Here is a 19257-nt window from a genome sequence, read left to right as displayed (position 1 = left end):
GTTGCGAAAGCCGCTTTCGCAACGTTGAGGGTTGCGAAAGTGGCTTTCGCAACCCTCACCCAGCAGGAGCCCGAAAGTACATGATGGCCCCTTTCCTTGCGCCACGGCTCCGAAGCGACGTTGGCGTGAAACGCCGGCCGGATCATCGCGGATACGGCGGGACGGGATGCGGCTCCGGTTCGGGCGGCACGCGTTCGGGCGGCCCGGGATGCGGTGGTTCGGCGGGTGGGATGACGATCGGCTCCGGGTCGGGAACCGGCTCCTCACCCGGCTCGTCGGGCAGCTGATCCGGTGCCGGCGGTGCGGTCTGCTCGATCTGGGACATCGACGCTCCTTTCCGCAATTCGTGGGCACTGGTTTTCAGGTGCCCGTGGCCGATCACGGCGAAACGCACCTCAGCCGCGCCCGCGGAGCCGATACGCCACGGCGAACCCCAAGGCCACCCCGCCGAAGACGTCGGTCGGCCAGTGGACGTGCGTCCTGACCCGGCCGTAACAGACAACGAGCGCGAGCGGAGCGACGGCCGCACCGGCCTTCGGCGAGCGAAGGGCGACCGCGGTGGTGAACGCGGCGGCCGTCACCGCGTGCTTCGAGGGGAAGGAGGACGAAGTCGGTCGTTCCGGCAGGGATTCACGGGCGGGCAGACGAAGGGTGGCGGGACGAGGGCGGCGGATCAGCGCGCTGAGCAGATGCCCGCCCAGCATGCCCGCGCCGGCGGCCACCAGCCCGCATACCGCGGCGCGACGGGAAGATCCTCGGCGCACCGCGAGCAAGGCCGCGACGACGAACCACAGCAGGCCACCTCGCGCCGCGGTCGTCGTCGCGACCACGACCGGATGCGCTCGCGAGGTCGGCAGGCCATGGTCGTCCAGTCTCCGTAGCGCCTCTTCGCCTTCCTGCCACATCGCCGGTGGGACACCTCCTGACCGTGGCTACCCCGAATGGGCGAAGATCATTCGGGGTAGCCACTCTTGAACGATCAAAGTCCAGGCGGGGCGGGTCGCGCGCTAAGGCAGAGCCGCCCGTGCGGCGTCGAGATCGGCGAGCAGGTCACCGTATTCGCCGACCCGGTCGAGCACGTCGTCCGCGGTGAACACCAGCTGTGTCGCGCGGCGACAGGCACGGACCTCGTCCCAGGTGACCGGAGTCGAGACGGTGGGACGGTCGCGGCCGCGCAGCGAGTACGGTGCCACCGTGGTCTTGGCGGGGTTGTTCTGGGACCAGTCGATGAACACCCGTCCGGTCCGCTGGGCCTTGGCCATCACGGCGGTCACCCGGTCCGGGGTCTCGCGGGCGAGGCGCTGGGCGATCTTCTTGGCGTAGGCCGACGGCGCCGCGGGGTCGCCGGTGGTGATGGCGCAGTAGAGCTGCATGCCCTTCGAACCGGATGTCTTCGCCAGCGGGGAAAGTCCGTCTTCGGCCAACGCGTCGCGCAGTCGTTCGGCGACGCGACAGCAGTGCACGATCGAGGTTCCCGGACCGGGGTCGAGATCGAACACCAGCCGGTCCGGCGGACGGCGGGCGCCGTCGTCGCCGACCGTCCATTGTGGAACGTGGAGTTCGAGGGCCGCCATATTCGCCGCCCACACCACGGCGGCCAGTTCGTCCAGCAACGCATACGTGATCGGCTCCCCGGGACCGCGGGTGCCGCTGCGCGCGATCCGGACGGTCGGCAACCAGCCAGGCGCGCCATGCGGGACGTTCTTTTCGAAGAACTGTTCACCGCCGACCCCGTCGGGGAACCGGATGAACGTCACCGGACGGCGGGCCAGATGCGGCAGCAGGATCGGCGCGATATGGGAGTAGTAGTTGACGACCTCCCCCTTGGTGAACCCGTCCGGGTAGAGCACCTTGTCCAAATTGGACAGCGTCAGCCGACGCTCGCCTGCCTGGACGGTGATCTTCGTTCCCCTCATGGGCGACGCCACGGGCTGCTCCCCGGCCGCCGGTTCGGCGTTCGCGTGGTCACTCGTTCGCGGTTCGGCGGCGGAAGGCGTTTCCCGTCGCGGAGCCAGGACCTCGGCGGGTTGTCTGTCCTCGCGCAGCCCGCGCCACGAGGTGTGCCGCAGGCGGCCCGCACCGCGGGTGAACTGCCGGAACACCACCTCCCCCACCAGGACCGGTTTCACCCACTGCGCCCGCGCGGTGTCGGCCCGTGGCGGCGCCACGGCGAACGGTTGCCGTTTCCGCTCCAGTGTGTCGAGCCGGGCCTGCAGGCGGCCGCGTTCGGCCTCGGTGAACCCGGTGCCGACGTCCCCGATGTAGACCAGGTCGCCGGTGTCCGGGTCGTGGGCGCCCAGCAACAGCCCGCCCATTCTTCCGTGCAACCGTCCCTGCCCCGGCCGGTAACCGCAGACGATCACCTCGGTCGTCTGGATCAGCGGGTGTTTCGCCCAGGCGTCGCTGCGACGGCCCGGGGTGTAAGCGGCGGTGCGAAGCTTCGCGATCAAACCCTCGTGACCGCTGGCCTTCACGTGCTCGAGCAGATGCCGCGGAGTCCGGCGGTCGGCTGCGAGATCGGTGAAGGTGAACCCCCGCACCACCTCCACCCGGAACGGGTCCGGCATCGGGAGTCGCGTCAGCCGACGGCGCCGCTCCTCATACGGCTCGGCCAGCAAGGAGACGCCGCCGAGCCGCAGCAGGTCGAAGGCAAGAAATCGGACCGGCACGTCCTCGAACGGCTCGTCCCGGCGCACAGAACTGCGATGGGTCTGATAGCGGCCGCGGCGCTCCTGCAACATCCCGAAGTCGATCTGTCCCGCGTCGTTGTAGACGACGACCTCACCGTCCAGCACGGCGCTCCGCCCGTCCAGGGCCTCGGTGAGGACCCCGGCGAGGGCCGGGAACTCGTCGGTGAAGTCGATCCCGTTGCGACTGGTCAGGATCGTGGTGCCGTCGGCGGCGATCCTCATGCACGCCCGGTAGCCGTCGAGTTTGTACTCGTACGCCCACTCCGGCCCCTCGCGCAGCCGGCCGCCGTCCGGCTTGGCCAGCATCGGCTCCACCCACCCAGGCGTACTCGCTTCCTCCCGGCCGCCTGCCGACTTCCGCGTCATCACGAGCTCCCGTCACCGCGCGACCAGGACGAACACACTCGTCCGGCCGCCTGGGACGACGGTAACCCGAACGGCCTAACAACGCTCGGTATCGGCAGGCGGCAGATGCCAGCCGCCTCCTGCTCGTGGCTCTCCTGCGGAACACCCGGAAACGCGCCGATCCGATGAGAACGTTCGGCGAAGAGCAGCCCGAACTACGGCGCGATCGCGGCGAGCTCCGGGACGCCGTGGGACTGGAGCGCGGCCTGAGCCGTCACGGTCAAACGGGGTCGGCACCGGTGGCCTGGACGACGAACCGGATCGCGACGTCGCGAAGTTTGAGGTTTTCGCGCTGCGACTGTTCGACGAGTCTGCGGAAGGCCTCGTCGGCGTCGATCCGGTGCACGGCCATGAGAATGCCCTTGGCCTGGTCGATCACCGCGCGGTTACGCAGCGCGGTATGGAGTTGCTCGGCGGTGTCGCGGGCCTGCCGGTACCGGGCATAGACACGCAAGAGGGCGGTGACCGCGCTGGTGTACAGGTCCAGCAGCTTCTCGTCGAGCTCGGCGAAACCGTGCTCGCGGCTGGAATAGCAATTGACCGAGCCGGCGTGGCCGTCACCGACCGCGAGGGGTGCGGAGAGGAAGCTGCCGAATCCGGCCTCCTCCGCGCCGCGGGCGAAGAGCGGCCAGCGCTCGGCCGCGTCGGCGATCGAGACCCGTACCACCGTGCCCGTGCCGGCGGCCTGGATGCAGGGGCCGTCGCCAGCCTTGTACTGGTCGTGGTCGAGACGGGTGACGACGTCGCTGGTGCCGGCGACCGTGGCCGGTCGCCGGTCGCGCAGCAGGGTGATGGTGGCTTCGTCGACTCCGGGCACGGCGTTGATGGCCTGCTCACAGGTCCGGCGGAGCAGAACCGCGAAATCGTCCTCGGTGTCCAGCGTCGCGGTTAGCGACTCCAGCGCTCCGGTGACCTCGTCGAGTACCGCGGGCCAGGTCTCGTCCGGCCGAAGTCCCATGATCATCTCCTGTCTCCCTGCGCCACCGGGGGAGAATGATCTTTCCACGCCCGGCGCCGGGCGGCGTTCACCCACTGGAACGCGATCGCCGCCGGATCGTTTCGGCGTCGACGCACCGGGTACGGCCTGAAGAGTCGCCTGGAAATCCGTGCCGGAGGGAGAAGCCGTGAACGGTCATGAAGCCGCCCCCGCCCCACTGCCCACCGAGGCCGAACCGCCGCGGCGCGCCGTCGTCACCGGCTCCGATTCGGGGATCGGCCGCGCGGTGGCCGTCGCACTCGCCAAGGACGGTCTCGACGTCGGCGTCACCTATCACTCCGACGCGGACGGCGCGGAAGCCACCGCCGCCGAGGTGCGCGAACAGGGCGTGGCAGCGCACGTACGCCGGCTCGACCTGACGGAACTGCCTGGTGCGGCAAGCGTCATCGACGCCTTCGCCGAGGACCTCGGCGGTATCGACGTACTGGTCAACTGCGCGGGGACCGGCAGCGCCGAACGGGCGATCGACATGCCCTACGACCGCTGGCGGCAAGTGCTGGACGTCGACCTGGACGGGGTGTTCCTCTGCTCGCAGCGCGCGGCGCGGCAGATGGTCGACGCCGCGCACGGCGGCCGGATCATCACCATCACCAGCGTCCACGAGCACGTTCCCCGCGTGGGCGCGGCGCCGTACTGCGCGGCGAAGGCGGGCGCCGGCGCGCTCACCCAGGTGCTGGCCTTGGAACTGGCGGAACACGGGATCACGGTGAACTCCGTCGCGCCCGGCGAGATCTCCACCCCGATGACCGGGCAGACCGACGTGGACCCGCGCGAGCAGGAACGGCCCGGTATCCCCCTCGGCCGGACCGGGCACGCCGACGAGGTCGCGGCGGCGGTGGCGTTCCTCGCGCGGCCCGCCGCCGGCTACATCACCGGCGCGTCACTCGTCGTGGACGGCGGCCTGATGCTGATGGGCGCCCAGGCGGGGACGGCCTACCCCGCTCATGACTGGCGCTCTCCGTGACCCGGTCAGGCACGGGTTTTCAGGCCGATGTTCTCCAGAGCACGCTGGACCGCGCCCGGCCCGGTGATCAGTTCCAGGGTCCGCCCGGTGACGGCCGCCTGATGCCGGGCATGGACGAGGACGCGGAGACCGGTGCTGTCGAGGAAGGTGACCGCGGAAAGGTCGATCACCACGGTGCGCAGGGTGGAGGTCAACCGTGGGCCGAGCAGATGGGCGAGCCGTGGAGCGGTGGCGGCGACGAGTTCGCCTTCGACCTCGATGACGGCCGTCGTGGGATCGGGCCGGGTGACCGTGAGACGGAGCGATCCGCCGGGATCCGGCGGCGGGAACGAGGCCGTGCGGGTGGCCGGTACCTGGCTGGGCGAGGTGCGGGTGCGGTGCGCCGCTGGGGGTGCTTCGAGGAAGGTCGACACGGGAACTCCCGGACAGCTGTGATGGATCCCGAGCAGGAGAATCTCCGGCGAGCCGGGAAAGCTGCCAGGCCCGGGTGAGCACGGAGTGGCTGTGGACTCAACCGCTGTGCCTGCCGTTGTATCAGGGGAAGCGGTGTACGTCCATGGGCCTGAAGAGGGAATTCGGGGCAGTGTCGCGGCGCCCTCACTGATCCCGGCCACCCAGACGGGCACGCAGATCGTTGATCGTGTCCTCGGCGTCGCGAGAAGCGTCGGTGTCCCCCGTCCGAGCGCCACGGGCGCACCAGGTCCGCGGTGTCCAGGCTCGCTCAGGCCAGTCACGCACCTGCTCCTTCGGTCTCGCCGGACTTCACGGCAGCAACGGCAGAATAGCTATGCCCACCACTTGACACAATCTACAGTGCGTACTATAGATATTGAGCGAAGCGGTACATGACCTGGTGTCGGACGACGAACGTTGCCGGGGAGTGATCGACCATGCCGGACACCGTGCGCCCCACGTCGGTGACCAGTGCGTTCACCGAACTGCTCTGCGCCGACGAGTCCTGGCTGCGCGCCGAATTCGACGAGATCGTGGCCGCCAACTTCGACGTCCCGCCCACTCTTCCGCCGCGCCCGCGATCCCCCTCCTCCGGCCCGTGGCGAACCGGCTTTCCGCCCTGGACGGGAGGCGATGCCGGGGGTGGGACGCCGTCAAGACAGCCGCGGTACCGGCAACGATCCCCTCCGCTGACGGGCACTTGCCCGGTCACGCCCTGAAACCCGCCCGGTGCCTCGCTTCCGCGCGGCATACCTGGTACGGCTGACGGCTCGAGGAGACCGCGGCGCGGTCCCCGGCCCCGCGTCTAGTGGCGCGCCTCAGGCGGCACGCCGCCCGGACGGCACGGCGGCGGGCGGGTGTCAGGGCGCCCCGGCTCGGCACACGTGAACGGCCCACCGGCTTTCCGAACCACCGACGCACAAGGAACGAAGATGGGAGGCAGATCGTGATGTTGATGAGGACCGACCCGTTCCGGGAGCTGGACCGGCTGGCACAGCAGTTCTTCGGCACCGACGGCACCGCCTCGAAGCCGGCGGTGATGCCGATGGACGCGTACAGGTCGGGCAACGAGTACGTCGTCCAGTTCGATCTGCCGGGTGTCGCACCGGACTCGATCGACCTGGACGTGGAACGCAACGTACTCACCGTCAAGGCCGAACGGGCCACGGACTACGCCGAAGGCAGCGAGGTCCAGGTCGCCGAGCGGCCTCGCGGCGTGTTCTCCCGGCAGTTGTTCCTCGCCGACACCCTGGACGCGGACAACATCACCGCGCACTACGACGCGGGCGTGCTGACGCTGCGGGTGCCGATCGCCGAACAGGCCAAACCCCGCAAGATCACCATCGGCGGCGGCACGGAAACCAAGCAGCTCAACGCCTGATCGTCTCGACGGACACCGGCCTCGCCGCCTGCCCGCGGGCGGGGCCGGACGTCCCACGCTCGGGGGGTCGTCATGAACCCGTACGCGGTGCTCGGGCTGGACGCCGGCACCGGCAGCGCCGAAATCACGTCCGCCTTCCGGCGTGCCGTGCGTGCCTGTCATCCCGACACGGCGGATCCGGACAGGGAAAGGCTCGCGGCGGTGATCACCGCCTATCACCGGCTCCGCGACCAGGGCGCCGGGAAACCGGGCACGGCGCGCGGTGAGCCCGTCCGGGTCCGGTATCACCCCGCATCACCGTCCCGGCCGGATCTGGTGGCGGGACCGGTTCGCGTGAGCAGGCCGGTGGAGGACCTGACGTGACCAGGTGACGACCATGACCGAAGGACCGCCCCGATCCCCGTGGCGCGGCTGGACGCCACCACCGAGGCGGTCGCCGGATCGCGGGGCATCGCCGCGGCCGAAGAACCCTTCTACGACGCGTTGACCCGGGTGGCCATGACCGCCCGGCACGCCATTCCGAACGCCGTCACGGTTCTCCACGACGCTGTATTCAGGATCGTCGCCTTCCCGACGAAGGTGTCGTCGGGATCGACAAGGCGCAAGGCCATTCCGGCCGTGGACCTTGCCTTCGCGCCGCCCGCTCACGCCGTCCGGTACGGGCCGCCGTCGACGAGCACCGGTACGAATGGCCGAATTCGCCGAGGCCGCCTGCCAGGGCGGAATTCGTGCCTGTCTGTCGGTGCCTGTTACTGCTCGACGCCGCACGCCGGCAGCAGTCGCGTGATCGGAGCTCCCAGCCGGAGACGGCGCTGCGCTCACGAGCCGAGATCGACCAGGCCAAAGGCATCATCATGGCCGTCCACGGCTGCGGCGCCGACGAAGCCTTTCCGAAACTGGTGAAGCGATCCCAGCACCGCAACGTCGAACTCAACCGGCTCGACTCCATCCGGCGGAAGTGACCGGCGGCCAGCCCGCGGATTTCCTTGCCACACATGGCTTCCCGCCGGGAACACAGCACGTCGACGCTTCGTCTTACCAAGGGGAAGTGAATATTCACCGGACAGCCGGAGAAAGGAGAGACCGGTGGCGGCCACGGACACCTGCGAGGAGCTGGTGCCTCTGCGAACCGATTTCGACATGGAGCTGCGGGGCTACGACCGTGACCAGGTCCGGCACTACGTGCACGAGACCGAAGCCGAACTGCGCCTGATCGCCGCCGACCGCGACGCGGCGGTGGCCTGCGCGGAGAACCTCGCACGCCAGCTGGAAACGGCACGCGCGGAGATCGACCGGCTGCGCGCCCTGATCGACCGGATCTGCCGTACCCCCGTCGATCCGGCGGCACTGTCCGAACGGTTGCGGCGAATGGCCGAACTCGCCACCGAGGAGGCCGCCGAGATCACCGCCCGAGCGCGGAAAGCCGCGGAGAACGACTGGACCGACGCGCGGCAGGCGGCCGACCGGTTGAGACGGCTCGCCGCACAGGCGGTCGCCGACCTCGATCACCGCCGCCGTGAACTGGAAACCGAGCACCGCGCCCTCATGGACCGGGCACGGGATCAGGTGAAGGCGATGACGAGCCGGGCCGAGCAACGCCGTCGCGAGCTGGACGCCGAGGCCGCCCGGCTCCGAGAGCGGATCCAGACCGACTTCGAACTGGCCATGAACACCCGCCGCGCCGAGGCGATGCGGGCCATCACAGAGAAGGAGCGAGCCGCCGACGCTCGTGCCCAGGACATCGTCCGCGAGGCCACCCGGCACGCGCACCGCATCGTCGCCGCAGCCCGCGAAAAGGTGGACGTCCTCCGACGGCAGCGCCGGCGTGTCGCCGACGAACTCCGCGCCGCGCAACGCCTGATCGCGAACGCCGAGCCGTTGCTGCGCCCGCTACCGGAGGAAACCCGCCAAGCCGCGGCCTGACGGAGAAGACCGCGCACCGCACGAAAGGTGAGGCAGGTCGGTGTCACCTCAGGACGTACTCCGGTACAAACGTGCCGCGAGATCGGCCAGCGTGCGGTGGCAGGTCTTTCCGGTGCGGCCCAGCGGAAGCTCGGGAAGGGTGACCAGGAATTCCGGCATCTTGCGCACGGCGAGGCCTTCGGCGGTGAGGAACGCCGTGAGTTCGGGCAGCGTCGGCGAGTGGCCGTTCCGGGGCGCCACGCAGGCGCAGAGCCGTTCACCCAGTTCGGTGTCCGGTACCGCGACACAGGCGACCTCCCTGATCGCGGGATGCCCGCCGAGCGTGCGCTCCACCTCCGCCGGGCTGATCGTGTACCCGCCGCGGATCACCACGCGTTTGCTCCTGCCGGTGACGTGGAGCCTGCCGCGCTCGTCGAAACGGCCGTTGTCGCCGGTCCGCACCCAGCCACCGCCGGGCCGGTACTCGGCGTCCAGTTCCGGTGCGGCGACGTAGCACAGCGGTGTCATCGGACCTCGGGCGTGGATTTCGCCGTCGACGATCCGGATCTCGCATACCGCGGGATCCGGTACGCCGACACCGTCCTCCGGTCGCGTCGTATGACAGTTGACGCCGTCGGACGAGCCGTAGACGTCGATCATCTCGACGCCGAAACGCGCACGGCACGCGGCCGACGTCGTCGGGGGCAACGTGTCTCCGCTCGACACGATGGCCGCGAGCCCGGCGGTGTCCACGGGCGCGGGATGGTCGGCCATGCGCCGCCACATCGCGGGTACGGCGAACACGTGGGTCGGGCGGTGCTCGGTGATCAGCCGCAGCGCCGCGCCCGCCTCGAACCGGCGCGTCAAGATCAGCGTGCCGCCGACGCGGCACAACGTCACCGGCACCCCGAACGAGCCGAATCCCGACGTCGGCGACACCAGGACGAGGTCGCGGGGAACCTCCGTCCCGCCGTGGACGGCACGGAGGTAGTTCGCCCGCCCGCCGGCGAAAGCGTTGTGCGAGTAGGCGACCATCTTCGGCGCCGACTCCGAACCGGACGACACCAGTATCCGTGCCGGGGCCTCCGGACGCGGACGGACGATGGGCGTCGCGCGGCCGGATCCATCCGCCACCCGCCCGTTCTCGACGAGGAACCGCACACGCGCGCGGTCGAGGAGATCGTCCGAGCCCGGCGGCAACGGCAGCACCACGGCACCGAGCGCGAGCACGGCCAGTTCCGCGACCACCGAGTCCCGTCCGGCCGGTTCCCTCACTCCGACGATGTCGGCCGAGCCGCATCCGGCGGCCGCCAAGCGCGCCGCCAGCTCTCGTACAGCGACGTCCAAGCGCGCGTAATCGAGCGATCCCTCGTCGTCGATCACCGCCGTGCGAAGCGGATGTTCGCGCACCCGGTCATCGAAGAGCGAGTACAGATCCCTGTCCGGACAATGTCCACATCGGACCCATTCGCGGCGGAGCTCGGCGGGCACGAGGTCGCGCAGCACCACCCCGGTGGCGGACACCCAGGTCATGACGTGAATTCCCACGGCGACGCGACGAGTACGCAGTCATCGTGGATCAGCGCACGGGAGAACCGGGGATCCGCGGCGAGCGCGGTGAGGTCGTCGCACACCGGCACGGTCAACGGACGGTCGCAGCGCCGCCGCGCGCCCGCGTTGAGCCTGCTCGCCGCCGACAGGAGCGACGAGTCGGCCCGCGTGGCTCCGCGGGCCAACGCCGTCACGACGCCGTGCGCGCAGACGACCCCGCCGAACACGTCGACGATCGTCATCAGCGACGGCGGAACCCCCGCGTAGGCCTGCACGACGAAATCCGTGCCCACCGGCGGTTCCGGCCCCAGCTCGGCACCCCATCCCGACGCGTGCGCGTACAGGATCCCCGGCCGGGCACGCGCCAGGTCGAGTGCGCTCAACGACCACTGCCCCGCCTTTCCGGGCGCCCAGTTGTGCAGGAAGACGTCGGCGCCGACGGCCAGGTCGAGCAAATGACCTCTGCCGTCCCGTGTGCTCAAGTCGATCTCGATGACCTCCTTGCCGTCGTTGAGCGCACGGAACCTGGCCGACGCGTCACCGGCGATCGGCGGGACCCACCGCAGCGGATCGCCACCCGGCGGCTCGATCCGCAGCACCGTGGCACCGAGCAGCCGCAGCAGGTGGCCTGCCAGCGGGCCCTGTACCCGGCGGCAGGATTCGAGCACCACCAAACCGGACAACGGGAGCGGCAGCGACGGCCGGGCGGGCCGATGCCCTCGGCCCAGCCCGCTCACCGCGAACGCGGGCAGCCGGTCGAACCTCCGGTCCGCCACCCTCACCAGCGTCATCCCGGTACCGACCGCGATCTGCTCCACCTCCGCGATCGGCCGTGCCGCAAGGGTTTTCCCCAACCCCGGCGCCAGCGGGCAGGTCGCGGTCGCGAACCGGTGCAGGAACGGCCGCCAGGCATTCGAGATCGTCCGCTCGTCGACGCCGAGTTCCCGCCAGAACCGGTGCCACACCGCCGGATCGAGTGTCTCGATCTCGTACGCGACGCCGTCCGCCGAGTGGAAAGGCGGCCCACCGGGGAAAAAGTCCTCGGAATGGTCGTCTTCGGCCGTCGCCGCGGCCAGATATTGGGAGACCGCCAGCAAAGCCGCCTGCGCCACCGAGGTGGACACGCCGCGCAGCGGGATCCCGCGATCACGAGCGAGCCCCAGCGCGACGCCGCCCAGCTCGGCGAGTTCGGCCGCGAGGATGGACGCGTAGTCCAGGCCGAGCGGGGTCGGCCGTCCGAAGCGCCTGCCGTGGACATGCATGATCCCGCAGGCGGCCTGCACGTCGAGCTCACCGGCCAGCGGCAGGTCGACCGGACCCGCGACGGTCACGGCGTCCACCTCGGTGATCATGCGGGACGCCTCCCGTGCACGGAGTACAGCACGCACGACGAGGCGCGGAACCCCGGATCCGCCATGACCGAACGCACCTCGGCGAGTTCCTCGTCGGTCATCCCCGCGGCGATCAGCCGGTCCCGCAGGTGACGGGTGTGGTGGATCAGCAGCCGCAGACCGGGCGAGCCCGCCCGCCACGGGAACACCATGGGCACCGGATCGACGTCGACCAGGCCCGCGCCTGCCATCGACGCGGCGACCCGGCGGCCCCACGTACCGTCCCCGCCCGCGGTCTTGAACGTCTTTTCCTTGGCCGCCAGGAACTTCTCGTAGACACTCGCCGCTCGGGCGTCGGGGGCGAGCAGCACCGGGCCGTAGGAGATGTCGAACTCGTCGATCTGCATCCAGCCACCCGGCTTCAGCGCCTGGGCCAGCTTGGGGACGACGGCTTCCCGTTCCGGCAGATGCTGCAGGACCAGCCGGGCGTGGACGAGGTCGAACCCGCCACGCGGCAACGGATCGTGGACCACGTCGTGCCGGAGGACGGTCAGCCCCGGCCCGCTGCCGATGTGGTCGGGTTTGATGTCGGTCGCCAGCACCGATCCGGTCGGCGCCACCCTGGCGGCGAGCCACCGCGCGACACCGCTGCCGCCCGCACCGACTTCGAGGCAGGACCAGCCTTCTCGCACGCCGGTCCGCTCCAGCCGCGCGAAGGTGACCGGGTCATACGCCTCGGAGAGGCACCGATGCTGCTCGGTCGCGTGCCCGCTGTGGTTGTCGAAGACGTAGGCCGTGGTCACGTCCACCTTCCCGATCCGTTCGTGGCGGCCGTCCCGGTCAGCCGCTCCAGCAGTTCCAGCCGCCGCACCTTCCCGGTGCCGGTGCGCGGTACCTCGTCCCAGGCGAGCGTCACCGGCTCCCCCAACGGCGGCAGATCGGCCACGGCGGCCCGCCACCGCGCCGGATCCAGCCCGGTGTCGGTCACGACGACCGGGATCGGTGCCCTTCCCGCCGCGGAAAGCACGACGCATTCGGCGATGGCCGGGAGCCGGTCCTCGAGGGTGTCCTCCATCGAGAGACAGCTCAGCCCGGGGACGCTGTCGACCTCCCTGTCCAGCAACGTCACCGCGCCGGTCCGGCTCACCACGCCGAGATCACCGGTGTTCCACCACGGTCCATGTGCCTTGTCCTCCCAGCGATCCTGTTCGCCCACATAGGACACACAGCGAGCGCGAGTGCGTGCCATGAGGAGCCCCGGAGTGCCCCGCGGGACCGGTTCGGCGGTCTCCGGGTCGACGACCCGTAGCTTCGCGAGTCCGGGCAGCGGCCTGCCGACGTCCCGCGTCGCCCGCACGGAGTGCCTGGTGAAGAACCGGAACGAAAGGGGACCGGTCTCCGATTGACCCCAGCCTTCCATCCACAGTGGACACTTGCGGCGAGTGGCGTCCAGCATGGTCCTGATCACCGGTGGGTGCACGGCGTCGTAGGTGCTGACGAACCTCCGGACCCGGCGGAACGGGTTCTCCGGCGAGCGCGCGAGTGGCCGCCAGCGCACGAACGTCGACGGGAGGGCCTCGATGACCGTCGGCCGATGCCGTCCGAACACCCGCTCCGCCGCGACCGACTCGCTCAGGATCACGATTTCCCGTGGAGCGAGGCACAGCGCCGACGCCGTCCAGCAGAAGGTCCGGCCGTGCGCGTAGGCACTGGCGTTGCCCAGCACGTCGTCACGCCGGACCCCGAGAAGGGGCCAGCGGATCGCCTCCGGGCGGGCCAGCCGGTCGATGATCGTCCTCGTCGTGTGGATCACCAGTTTCGGTGTCCCGGTCGTTCCCGACGTATGACAGATGAGCAGCGGTTCGTCGGCGTGCCTCCGGTACGGCTCCGGTGGCGTGGCGGCGGCGAAACCGTCGATGGGCAAGATCCGGTCTCCGCGCGGGGACGGCCGATCGGTGACCACGATCGCGGCGTCCAGCCGTTTCAGCAGCAGTTCCAGCGTGTCGTCCGGCAGGTGGCCGGACAGCTTCGCCGCGACCGCCCCCAGCCGCGCCGCGGCGCACGCCAGCAGGTCGTAGTCCCAGTGGTTCCGCTTGACGATGGCGACCCGGTCCCCTGGCCGCACCCCGGCCCCGGAGAGCCATCCCGCCGCGTCCCGCACCAGCTCGGCGAGCCCGGCGACCGAGTACACGGTTCCGCGCTCGGGCGCGATGTCGAAGGGGCGGTCGAGGCACACCGTCGTCCGCGTGTGCGCGCATTCGTCGAACAACGTTCCCATGTCGTGCGGTTTCATCCGGCTCTCTCCTCCTTCAGGGGACACGCGAGCCGATCGGTCAAGCGCCGCGCGGCCCGGATGCCCGAACGAACGGCCGCTTCGCTGCACGGGCTCAGGAACACCCAGTCGCCCGCGTAGTCGACGACGCCCCGGCCGAGGCCGGCCTCGAAGGAAGCGCGCAAGGCGAGCGCGCGAGGTGTCACCTCGGGCGCCGCGTGCCGCACTCGCCGGACCAGTGCGCGGCGAGTCGCCGCCCGCAGGCCGGGGACAAGACGCTCGGCCGCGTCGGTCAAGCGGGTGACCGCGTCCTCGTCGGTGGCGGTCAGCAGCTCCGGCACCGCGTCCGGATGGGCCATGACCGTGACCAGGCCGCGGCCCGCCGGCGCGCGGCCAGGGTGCTTCAGGTGGTCGAAGATGATCGTGGCCACCGTGCCGTTCTCCGCCGTCGGCACGATCAAGGCGTAGTCGGGACCGCCGAGCGGGCGATCGAGCAGCAGATGCGCCTTCACCACCGGGGTGAACGAGCAGGCGGTGAGGAAAGCCGATCCGTGTCGCGGGTACAGCTCGGCCGCGACAGGGGCGGGCACGGCCAGCACCACGGCCTTCGCGCTGATTTCACGCGTACCGCTGATGATCCGCGCCACGGAACCGTCGTCGACGACCTGATCGACACGAAAGCCGGTGCTGACGCCGACCCTCTCGGCGAGAGCGCGGGCGAAGGTGTCCATTCCGTCGCGGTACGCCCGCCAGGTCGGCGGCGGGCCGACCGACGTGAGCAGGGCGAGCAGGGGCGCGGCCGCCGAACGCGCCGGATCCCAGCCGAAGAATCCGGAGACGACCGGCTGCAGCAGGTAGTCCAGCAGATCCCGGTGGTGGGGCGCGGCGAACTCGGCGACGGTGCGGCCGCCCAGCCTGGAGGCCTCCGGCCGTTCGGTGTCGAACTCGCCCCGCATCGCCCGCATCCCGGCCAGCCGTGCCCGCAGGGACAACCCCGCTCCGGTGAGCAGTCCCCTGGGCTCCGCGACACCGGACCTGGGCCTGCCTCGCCACATCGCGATGCCCCGGCCGATCCGGGGAGCGGCGTCGGCGTCGATGCCCAGGTCCGCCAGCAGCCGCCAGGTCTCGCGATAGCCCTGCTCGGCCATCTGCTCGGCGCAGGTGTCGATCAGGAAGCCGTCCTCGCGCAGCGTCGTCATCCGGCCGCCGACCACGTCGGCCGCTTCGAACACCCGTACCTCACGCCCTGCCTTGCCGAGCCGGTACGCGGTGGTGAGCCCGGCGACGCCCGCGCCGACCACCGCCACCTCGACATCGGTCACGAGATCACGACCAGGTTCACCACGACCAGGCTCAGCACGGTGATCCGGTGGATGTGGATGCCGAGCCTCCTGGCCCGCATGATGTCGCCCCGAACGAACCCGAGCCAGAGCTGCCGGATGCGCGACACGAGGGTCGGGAGCAACGCGAGGGGGAACCACCACGGGCCACCGAGCGCGGGCACGGCGAAGATCAGGGCGAACTCCACCGCCGACACGGCGACCACGAAGTACATGTTGCCTCGCGGAGTGGTCAGCGCCGCGACCGTCGGCCTGCCGACCCGTCGGTCGCCGTCGACGTCGTTGGTGTTGGAGTACACGCCGAACAGCAGCGGCCCCAGCCCGAAGAGCAACGCCTGTGCGAGCGCGAACCCGGTGAACTCGCCGGACGCGAGGCCGTACGGCGCCAGCACCAGCGCCCAGCCGAGCGCCGCGATGAAGAACTCCTGGAAGCCGTGGTAGCTGAGCTTCACTCCCCAGGAGTACTGCAGCGAGAAGAAGTAGGTGACCACGATCAGCACGACAGTCCACACAGGACGGTGCGGCGCGATCGCGATGGCCGTCAGCCAGAGCGCGGCACCGACGACTGCCGTCGCCCAGGCGAACCGCAGCACCTGGCCCTCGTCGAGTGTGCCGGCCACCAGAGGTTTGCGATACCGCTTGCGCTTCGGGTCGTCCGGCGAATAGTTCGTGATGTCGCTGCCGTCCCGGTAGCCCGTGAGATCGTCGAGGGCGACCATCGCCGCGATCACGAACACCTCGCCGAGCAGGAACACCCCGACCGAGGCCAGGACGCCGGTGTCGAACCGCGACGCGGGCGCGAGCAGCGTCCACACCACGACCACGCCGAGGTAGTAGTCGACGATGTCGAGTTTCGCGAGCCGGAAATACGCCTTGCCGCGGGTGGCGGCCAGTGTCGCGGTCATCGCCCGTCCAACGCGATCAACGCGGCGAAGGACCGGTCGCCGCCGTAATGCAGGTCGTGCCGTTCGAGCAGCCGGGCGCCCGGGAGCAGGGCCAGGTACTCCTCGACGGTCCGCAATCGCGAGAACCTGCCGACCGGGATGTCCGCCTCCTCGTATTCCACGAGCACGAGATGACGGGCCGCGGCGGCGATCGCCCGGCAAGCGTCGGCGATCTCGTCGTCGTCCAGCACGTGCATCAGCACCCACACGCAGACGGCGACGTCGAACCGCTTGTCCTGCCACGGCAGCCGCTGGACCTTCGTGCGCACGAAGTCCACAGTGGACAGATGCGCGCAGTTCTCCCTCGCCAGCGCGAGCATGCGCGGGGTCATGTCGATCGCGGTCACCGTACGGGCGCGGGCCGCGATCGCCGGGGTGAGCCTGCCCATCCCGCAGCCGATCTCCAGCGCGGCACCGACGTCGCCCAGCGACCGCAGGAGACCGGTGACGAGCCGGATGGTGCGGGTGGTCGTCTCGGCCGCGAGTTCGGCGGGCTGCGAAGCGCGCATGACGCGGGACAGCCCGGCGCGTTCCGCGCGCCGGTGCCACTCCTCGGCGACCTCGCTCGGCGCGGGCGTGCTGGTGATCTGCTGCATCACGACTCCTTCGCGAACTCGCACACCGCGTCGGCGATGCGCTCCACCTGCTCGTCCGTCAGATGGGGGTAGATGGGTATGGCGAGCGTGCGCCGCGCGGCCAGCTCCGCCGCGGGCCAGGTGTCCGACGGCCGGGTGTACCGCGCGAACGCGGGTTGCCGCGGCAGCGGGGCCGGGTAGTAGACGTGCGAGCCGATTCCCCGTGCCGCCAGGTGCGCACGGAGATCGTCCCTGCGCTCGGCGAGCAGCGAATAGACGTAGTAGCACCGCCCGTCCTTCGCCGGGGGCGGCGCCAGCACCCCGCAACCCGCCAGGTCGGCGAAGCGCTCGGTGTAGTACTCCCCGATCCGTGCCCGGCGCGCGAGCCGACCGGGAAGACCGGGGAACCGGTACAGCTGGAACGCGGCCATGATCTCGTCGAACCGGCTGTTGTAGCCGACCCGGTGGTACACGAACCGGTCCTTGCCGTCCTGGCCGTGATTGCGCAGCATCCGCACCGCCGAGGCGAGGTCCGGATCGTCGGTCACGACCATGCCGCCCTCGCCCGGCATACCGAACGTCTTCACCTGGACGAACGAGTACACCCCCGCGTCGCCCCATCTCCCGGCGGGCGTGCCCGCGAGGGTTCCGCCTTGCGCGACCGCGGAATCCTCCAGCAGCCGCACACCCGCGCCGGTCGCGATCCGGCGCAAGGCGGGCATATCCGCCATGACGGAGAACATATGCGCCGGCATGATCACCTTGGTCCGCGAAGTGACCAGGCCGGCGACCGCCTCGGGATCGACGACCATGGACCACGGGTCGATGTCGGCGAACACCGGCGTCGCGCCGAGCAGGGCGGGTGCGGCTGCGAGCGGCGCGCAGCCGAACGCGGGCACGATCACCTCGTCGCCGTCGCCGACGTCCATCGCGCGCAGTACCAGCGTCAGCGCCGAAGTTCCACTGCCGCAAGCGATCGCGTCCGCCGCGCCGACCGAGTCACGGATCGCCGCCTCGAAGCGGGCCGTCCGGTCGCCGAGGATGAACTTCTGTTCCGGGGCGAGGCCGACGCGGCGGACGATGTCCAGCAGTTCGGCCCGGTCTTCGTCGAAGAGATCGGACGGGAAGAACGGCAGTGTCATCCACGCCGCCCGTGGTAGAACGCGCGGATCGAGGCGCAGACGCGGTCACAGTCGCCGGTGGACATGTCCGGATACAGCGGGAGCGCGAGGGTGCGACGGCAGGCGTTCTCTGCGTTCGGGAAATCACCCTTCCGGTGGCCGAGTCCGGCGAAGCAGGGTTGCAGCGGCAGCGGCGCCGGATAGTAGACCTCGGTCTGCACACCGTCCGCCGACAGATGCGCCGCCAGGTCGTCGCGCGAGTCGACCTCCACCACGTAGACGTAGAACACGCTGTCCGGTCTCGCAGACGGCAGCTTGCGCACCCCGTCGACGTCCGTGAGCGCCGTCGTGTACCGGGCGGCCAGTTCCGCGCGGCGAACGATGTCGAGGTCCAGCCTGGTGAGCTTCGCGAGGAGGACGGCGGCCTGGATGTCGTCCATCTTGCTGTTCACGCCGGGCAGACCGGTCGCCGTGGAGATGGCGGGGAAATCGGCGATCGTGCCGCCGAACCGGCCGTGGTGGCGGAGCGCGTCGACGGTCTCGGCGATCCGCCGGTCGTCGGTGAGGACCGCGCCCGCGTCACCGAGCGCGCCCAGCGTCTTGGTCGGGAAGAACGACAGCACCCCGCCCGCGCCGAAAAGCCCGCCGTGCCTGCCACGATGGCGCATGCCGATGGCCTCCGCGCTGTCCTCCACCACGGTGAGCCCGATCCGCCGAGCCACGTCGAGGACACCGTCGATGTCCGCGAGCCGCGAGAACAGATGTGTCGGCATGACGAACCGGGCGCGCTCCCCCGCGGCGTCCGCCACCGCGGCGGGGTCGATGCCATACCCGTCCGGCTCGATGTCGGCGAAGACCGGACGCCCGCCCGCGAGTACGACCGAGGTGGCCGACGCCCCGAAGGAGAAGGCGGGAACGACCACTTCGTCGCCAGGCCGCAGACCCGCCGCCCGCAGCAGCAGGACCAACGCGTCCGTTCCGCTGTTGACCCCGATGACGAACTTCGCGCCGGTGTAACCGGCCAGCGCGGCTTCCAGCTCGGCCACCTTGCGGCCGTGCGAATACTTGCCATTTTCGAACACGTCGAGAATATGTCGTCTTGCACTGGGCCACGTTCGTTCGAATGTGCTCGATTGGTTGAAAAATGACACCGACAGCGTACCCACCTCCGGTGGCGTTGGAACCCGTTCCCGAGCGTATGTCAGGAAAACAGGGCACTCGGGAGGTTCGCACGTCCTGGTCAACTCACGCGGAAAGTATTGACACTCGATCATCGCGGATGTCAGTTTTGCGACGGATTCCGAATGGGAAACTCTGAGGAGCAGGCTCAC

19 protein-coding genes are annotated in these 19257 nt (G+C 70.3%); 5 read left to right on the top strand and 14 right to left on the bottom strand.

Going from position 1 to position 19257, the window contains the following annotated elements; all coding sequences use genetic code 11:
* Positions 1–142 precede the first annotated feature (142 nt).
* The 4 genes from ACFVM3_RS35890 to ACFVM3_RS35875 form a co-directional block, all read right to left on the bottom strand.
* Positions 143–325, bottom strand: coding sequence for a hypothetical protein (locus ACFVM3_RS35890; RefSeq protein ID WP_378444344.1), 183 nt, complete (start codon positions 323–325; stop codon positions 143–145).
* A gap of 70 nt (positions 326–395) precedes the next feature.
* Positions 396–905 (bottom strand): phosphatase PAP2 family protein, encoded by a 510-nt coding sequence (locus ACFVM3_RS35885; RefSeq protein WP_378444343.1) that lies wholly within the window; start codon positions 903–905, stop codon positions 396–398.
* 102 nt (positions 906–1007) lie between these two features.
* Positions 1008–3056: a DNA ligase D gene (gene ligD / locus ACFVM3_RS35880; protein WP_378444342.1), complete on the bottom strand. Its 2049-nt coding sequence runs from the start codon at positions 3054–3056 to the stop codon at positions 1008–1010.
* Between the two features lie 259 nt (positions 3057–3315).
* Entirely contained in the window at positions 3316–4053 is a 738-nt protein-coding gene (locus ACFVM3_RS35875) for an ANTAR domain-containing protein (protein WP_378444341.1), read from the bottom strand.
* A 166-nt stretch (positions 4054–4219) separates the two neighbouring features.
* On the opposite strand from ACFVM3_RS35875, the gene ACFVM3_RS35870 reads away from it, so the two are divergent.
* Positions 4220–5056, top strand: coding sequence for an SDR family oxidoreductase (locus tag ACFVM3_RS35870; RefSeq protein ID WP_378444340.1), 837 nt, complete (start codon positions 4220–4222; stop codon positions 5054–5056).
* A gap of 5 nt (positions 5057–5061) precedes the next feature.
* Here ACFVM3_RS35870 and ACFVM3_RS35865 read toward each other — a convergent pair whose 3' ends face one another.
* The gene (locus tag ACFVM3_RS35865; protein ID WP_378444339.1) at positions 5062–5469 is read right to left on the bottom strand and encodes an STAS domain-containing protein; all 408 of its coding nucleotides are present in this window, start codon (positions 5467–5469) and stop codon (positions 5062–5064) included.
* A 989-nt stretch (positions 5470–6458) separates the two neighbouring features.
* Here ACFVM3_RS35865 and ACFVM3_RS35860 point away from each other — a divergent pair.
* The 4 genes from ACFVM3_RS35860 to ACFVM3_RS35845 all read left to right on the top strand — a co-directional run bounded on the left by ACFVM3_RS35860 (position 6459) and on the right by ACFVM3_RS35845 (position 8813).
* Positions 6459–6890 (top strand): Hsp20/alpha crystallin family protein, encoded by a 432-nt coding sequence (locus ACFVM3_RS35860; protein WP_378444338.1) that lies wholly within the window; start codon positions 6459–6461, stop codon positions 6888–6890.
* Positions 6891–6962: 72 nt separating this feature from the next.
* Entirely contained in the window at positions 6963–7253 is a 291-nt protein-coding gene (locus tag ACFVM3_RS35855; RefSeq protein WP_378444337.1) for a J domain-containing protein, read from the top strand.
* A 365-nt stretch (positions 7254–7618) separates the two neighbouring features.
* On the top strand, positions 7619–7852 hold the full coding sequence (locus ACFVM3_RS35850) for an ANTAR domain-containing protein (RefSeq protein WP_378444336.1): 234 nt from the start codon (positions 7619–7621) through the stop codon (positions 7850–7852).
* 124 nt (positions 7853–7976) lie between these two features.
* Positions 7977–8813 (top strand): metallopeptidase, encoded by an 837-nt coding sequence (locus ACFVM3_RS35845; RefSeq protein ID WP_378444335.1) that lies wholly within the window; start codon positions 7977–7979, stop codon positions 8811–8813.
* 48 nt (positions 8814–8861) lie between these two features.
* Here ACFVM3_RS35845 and ACFVM3_RS35840 read toward each other — a convergent pair whose 3' ends face one another.
* From ACFVM3_RS35840 to ACFVM3_RS35800, 9 genes are read right to left on the bottom strand one after another with little or no spacing between them, the layout of a single operon-like run.
* Positions 8862–10325, bottom strand: coding sequence for a class I adenylate-forming enzyme family protein (locus ACFVM3_RS35840; RefSeq protein ID WP_378444334.1), 1464 nt, complete (start codon positions 10323–10325; stop codon positions 8862–8864).
* Positions 10322–11695, bottom strand: a complete 1374-nt coding sequence (locus ACFVM3_RS35835; RefSeq protein WP_378444333.1) for a CoA transferase — start codon at positions 11693–11695, stop codon at positions 10322–10324. Before ACFVM3_RS35835 ends, ACFVM3_RS35840 begins: the two co-directional genes overlap by 4 nt.
* Entirely contained in the window at positions 11692–12483 is a 792-nt protein-coding gene (locus ACFVM3_RS35830; protein ID WP_378444332.1) for a class I SAM-dependent methyltransferase, read from the bottom strand. The genes ACFVM3_RS35835 and ACFVM3_RS35830 overlap by 4 nt, the downstream gene beginning before the upstream one ends.
* Positions 12474–13967 carry a class I adenylate-forming enzyme family protein gene (locus ACFVM3_RS35825; protein ID WP_378444331.1) on the bottom strand — a complete coding sequence of 498 codons (1494 nt, stop codon included), beginning with the start codon at positions 13965–13967 and terminating at the stop codon, positions 12474–12476. The genes ACFVM3_RS35830 and ACFVM3_RS35825 overlap by 10 nt, the downstream gene beginning before the upstream one ends.
* The gene (locus ACFVM3_RS35820) at positions 13964–15268 is read right to left on the bottom strand and encodes a protoporphyrinogen/coproporphyrinogen oxidase (RefSeq protein WP_378444330.1); all 1305 of its coding nucleotides are present in this window, start codon (positions 15266–15268) and stop codon (positions 13964–13966) included. The genes ACFVM3_RS35825 and ACFVM3_RS35820 overlap by 4 nt, the downstream gene beginning before the upstream one ends.
* A complete protein-coding gene (locus tag ACFVM3_RS35815) occupies positions 15265–16191 on the bottom strand; it encodes a UbiA family prenyltransferase (protein ID WP_378444329.1) in 927 nt (308 codons plus the stop codon). The genes ACFVM3_RS35820 and ACFVM3_RS35815 overlap by 4 nt, the downstream gene beginning before the upstream one ends.
* Positions 16188–16826, bottom strand: coding sequence for a class I SAM-dependent methyltransferase (locus tag ACFVM3_RS35810; protein ID WP_378444328.1), 639 nt, complete (start codon positions 16824–16826; stop codon positions 16188–16190). The genes ACFVM3_RS35815 and ACFVM3_RS35810 overlap by 4 nt, the downstream gene beginning before the upstream one ends.
* Positions 16826–17947 carry a DegT/DnrJ/EryC1/StrS family aminotransferase gene (locus tag ACFVM3_RS35805; RefSeq protein ID WP_378444327.1) on the bottom strand — a complete coding sequence of 374 codons (1122 nt, stop codon included), beginning with the start codon at positions 17945–17947 and terminating at the stop codon, positions 16826–16828. The genes ACFVM3_RS35810 and ACFVM3_RS35805 overlap by 1 nt, the downstream gene beginning before the upstream one ends.
* Entirely contained in the window at positions 17944–19008 is a 1065-nt protein-coding gene (locus tag ACFVM3_RS35800; RefSeq protein ID WP_378444326.1) for a DegT/DnrJ/EryC1/StrS family aminotransferase, read from the bottom strand. The genes ACFVM3_RS35805 and ACFVM3_RS35800 overlap by 4 nt, the downstream gene beginning before the upstream one ends.
* Positions 19009–19257 lie beyond the last annotated feature (249 nt).

Source organism: Amycolatopsis sp. NPDC057786 (assembly GCF_042797905.1).
Classification (GTDB): Bacteria; Actinomycetota; Actinomycetes; order Mycobacteriales; family Pseudonocardiaceae; genus Amycolatopsis.
Note: the sequence above shows the minus strand (reverse complement) of the source record. Positions and strands in the feature narration are given on the sequence as shown.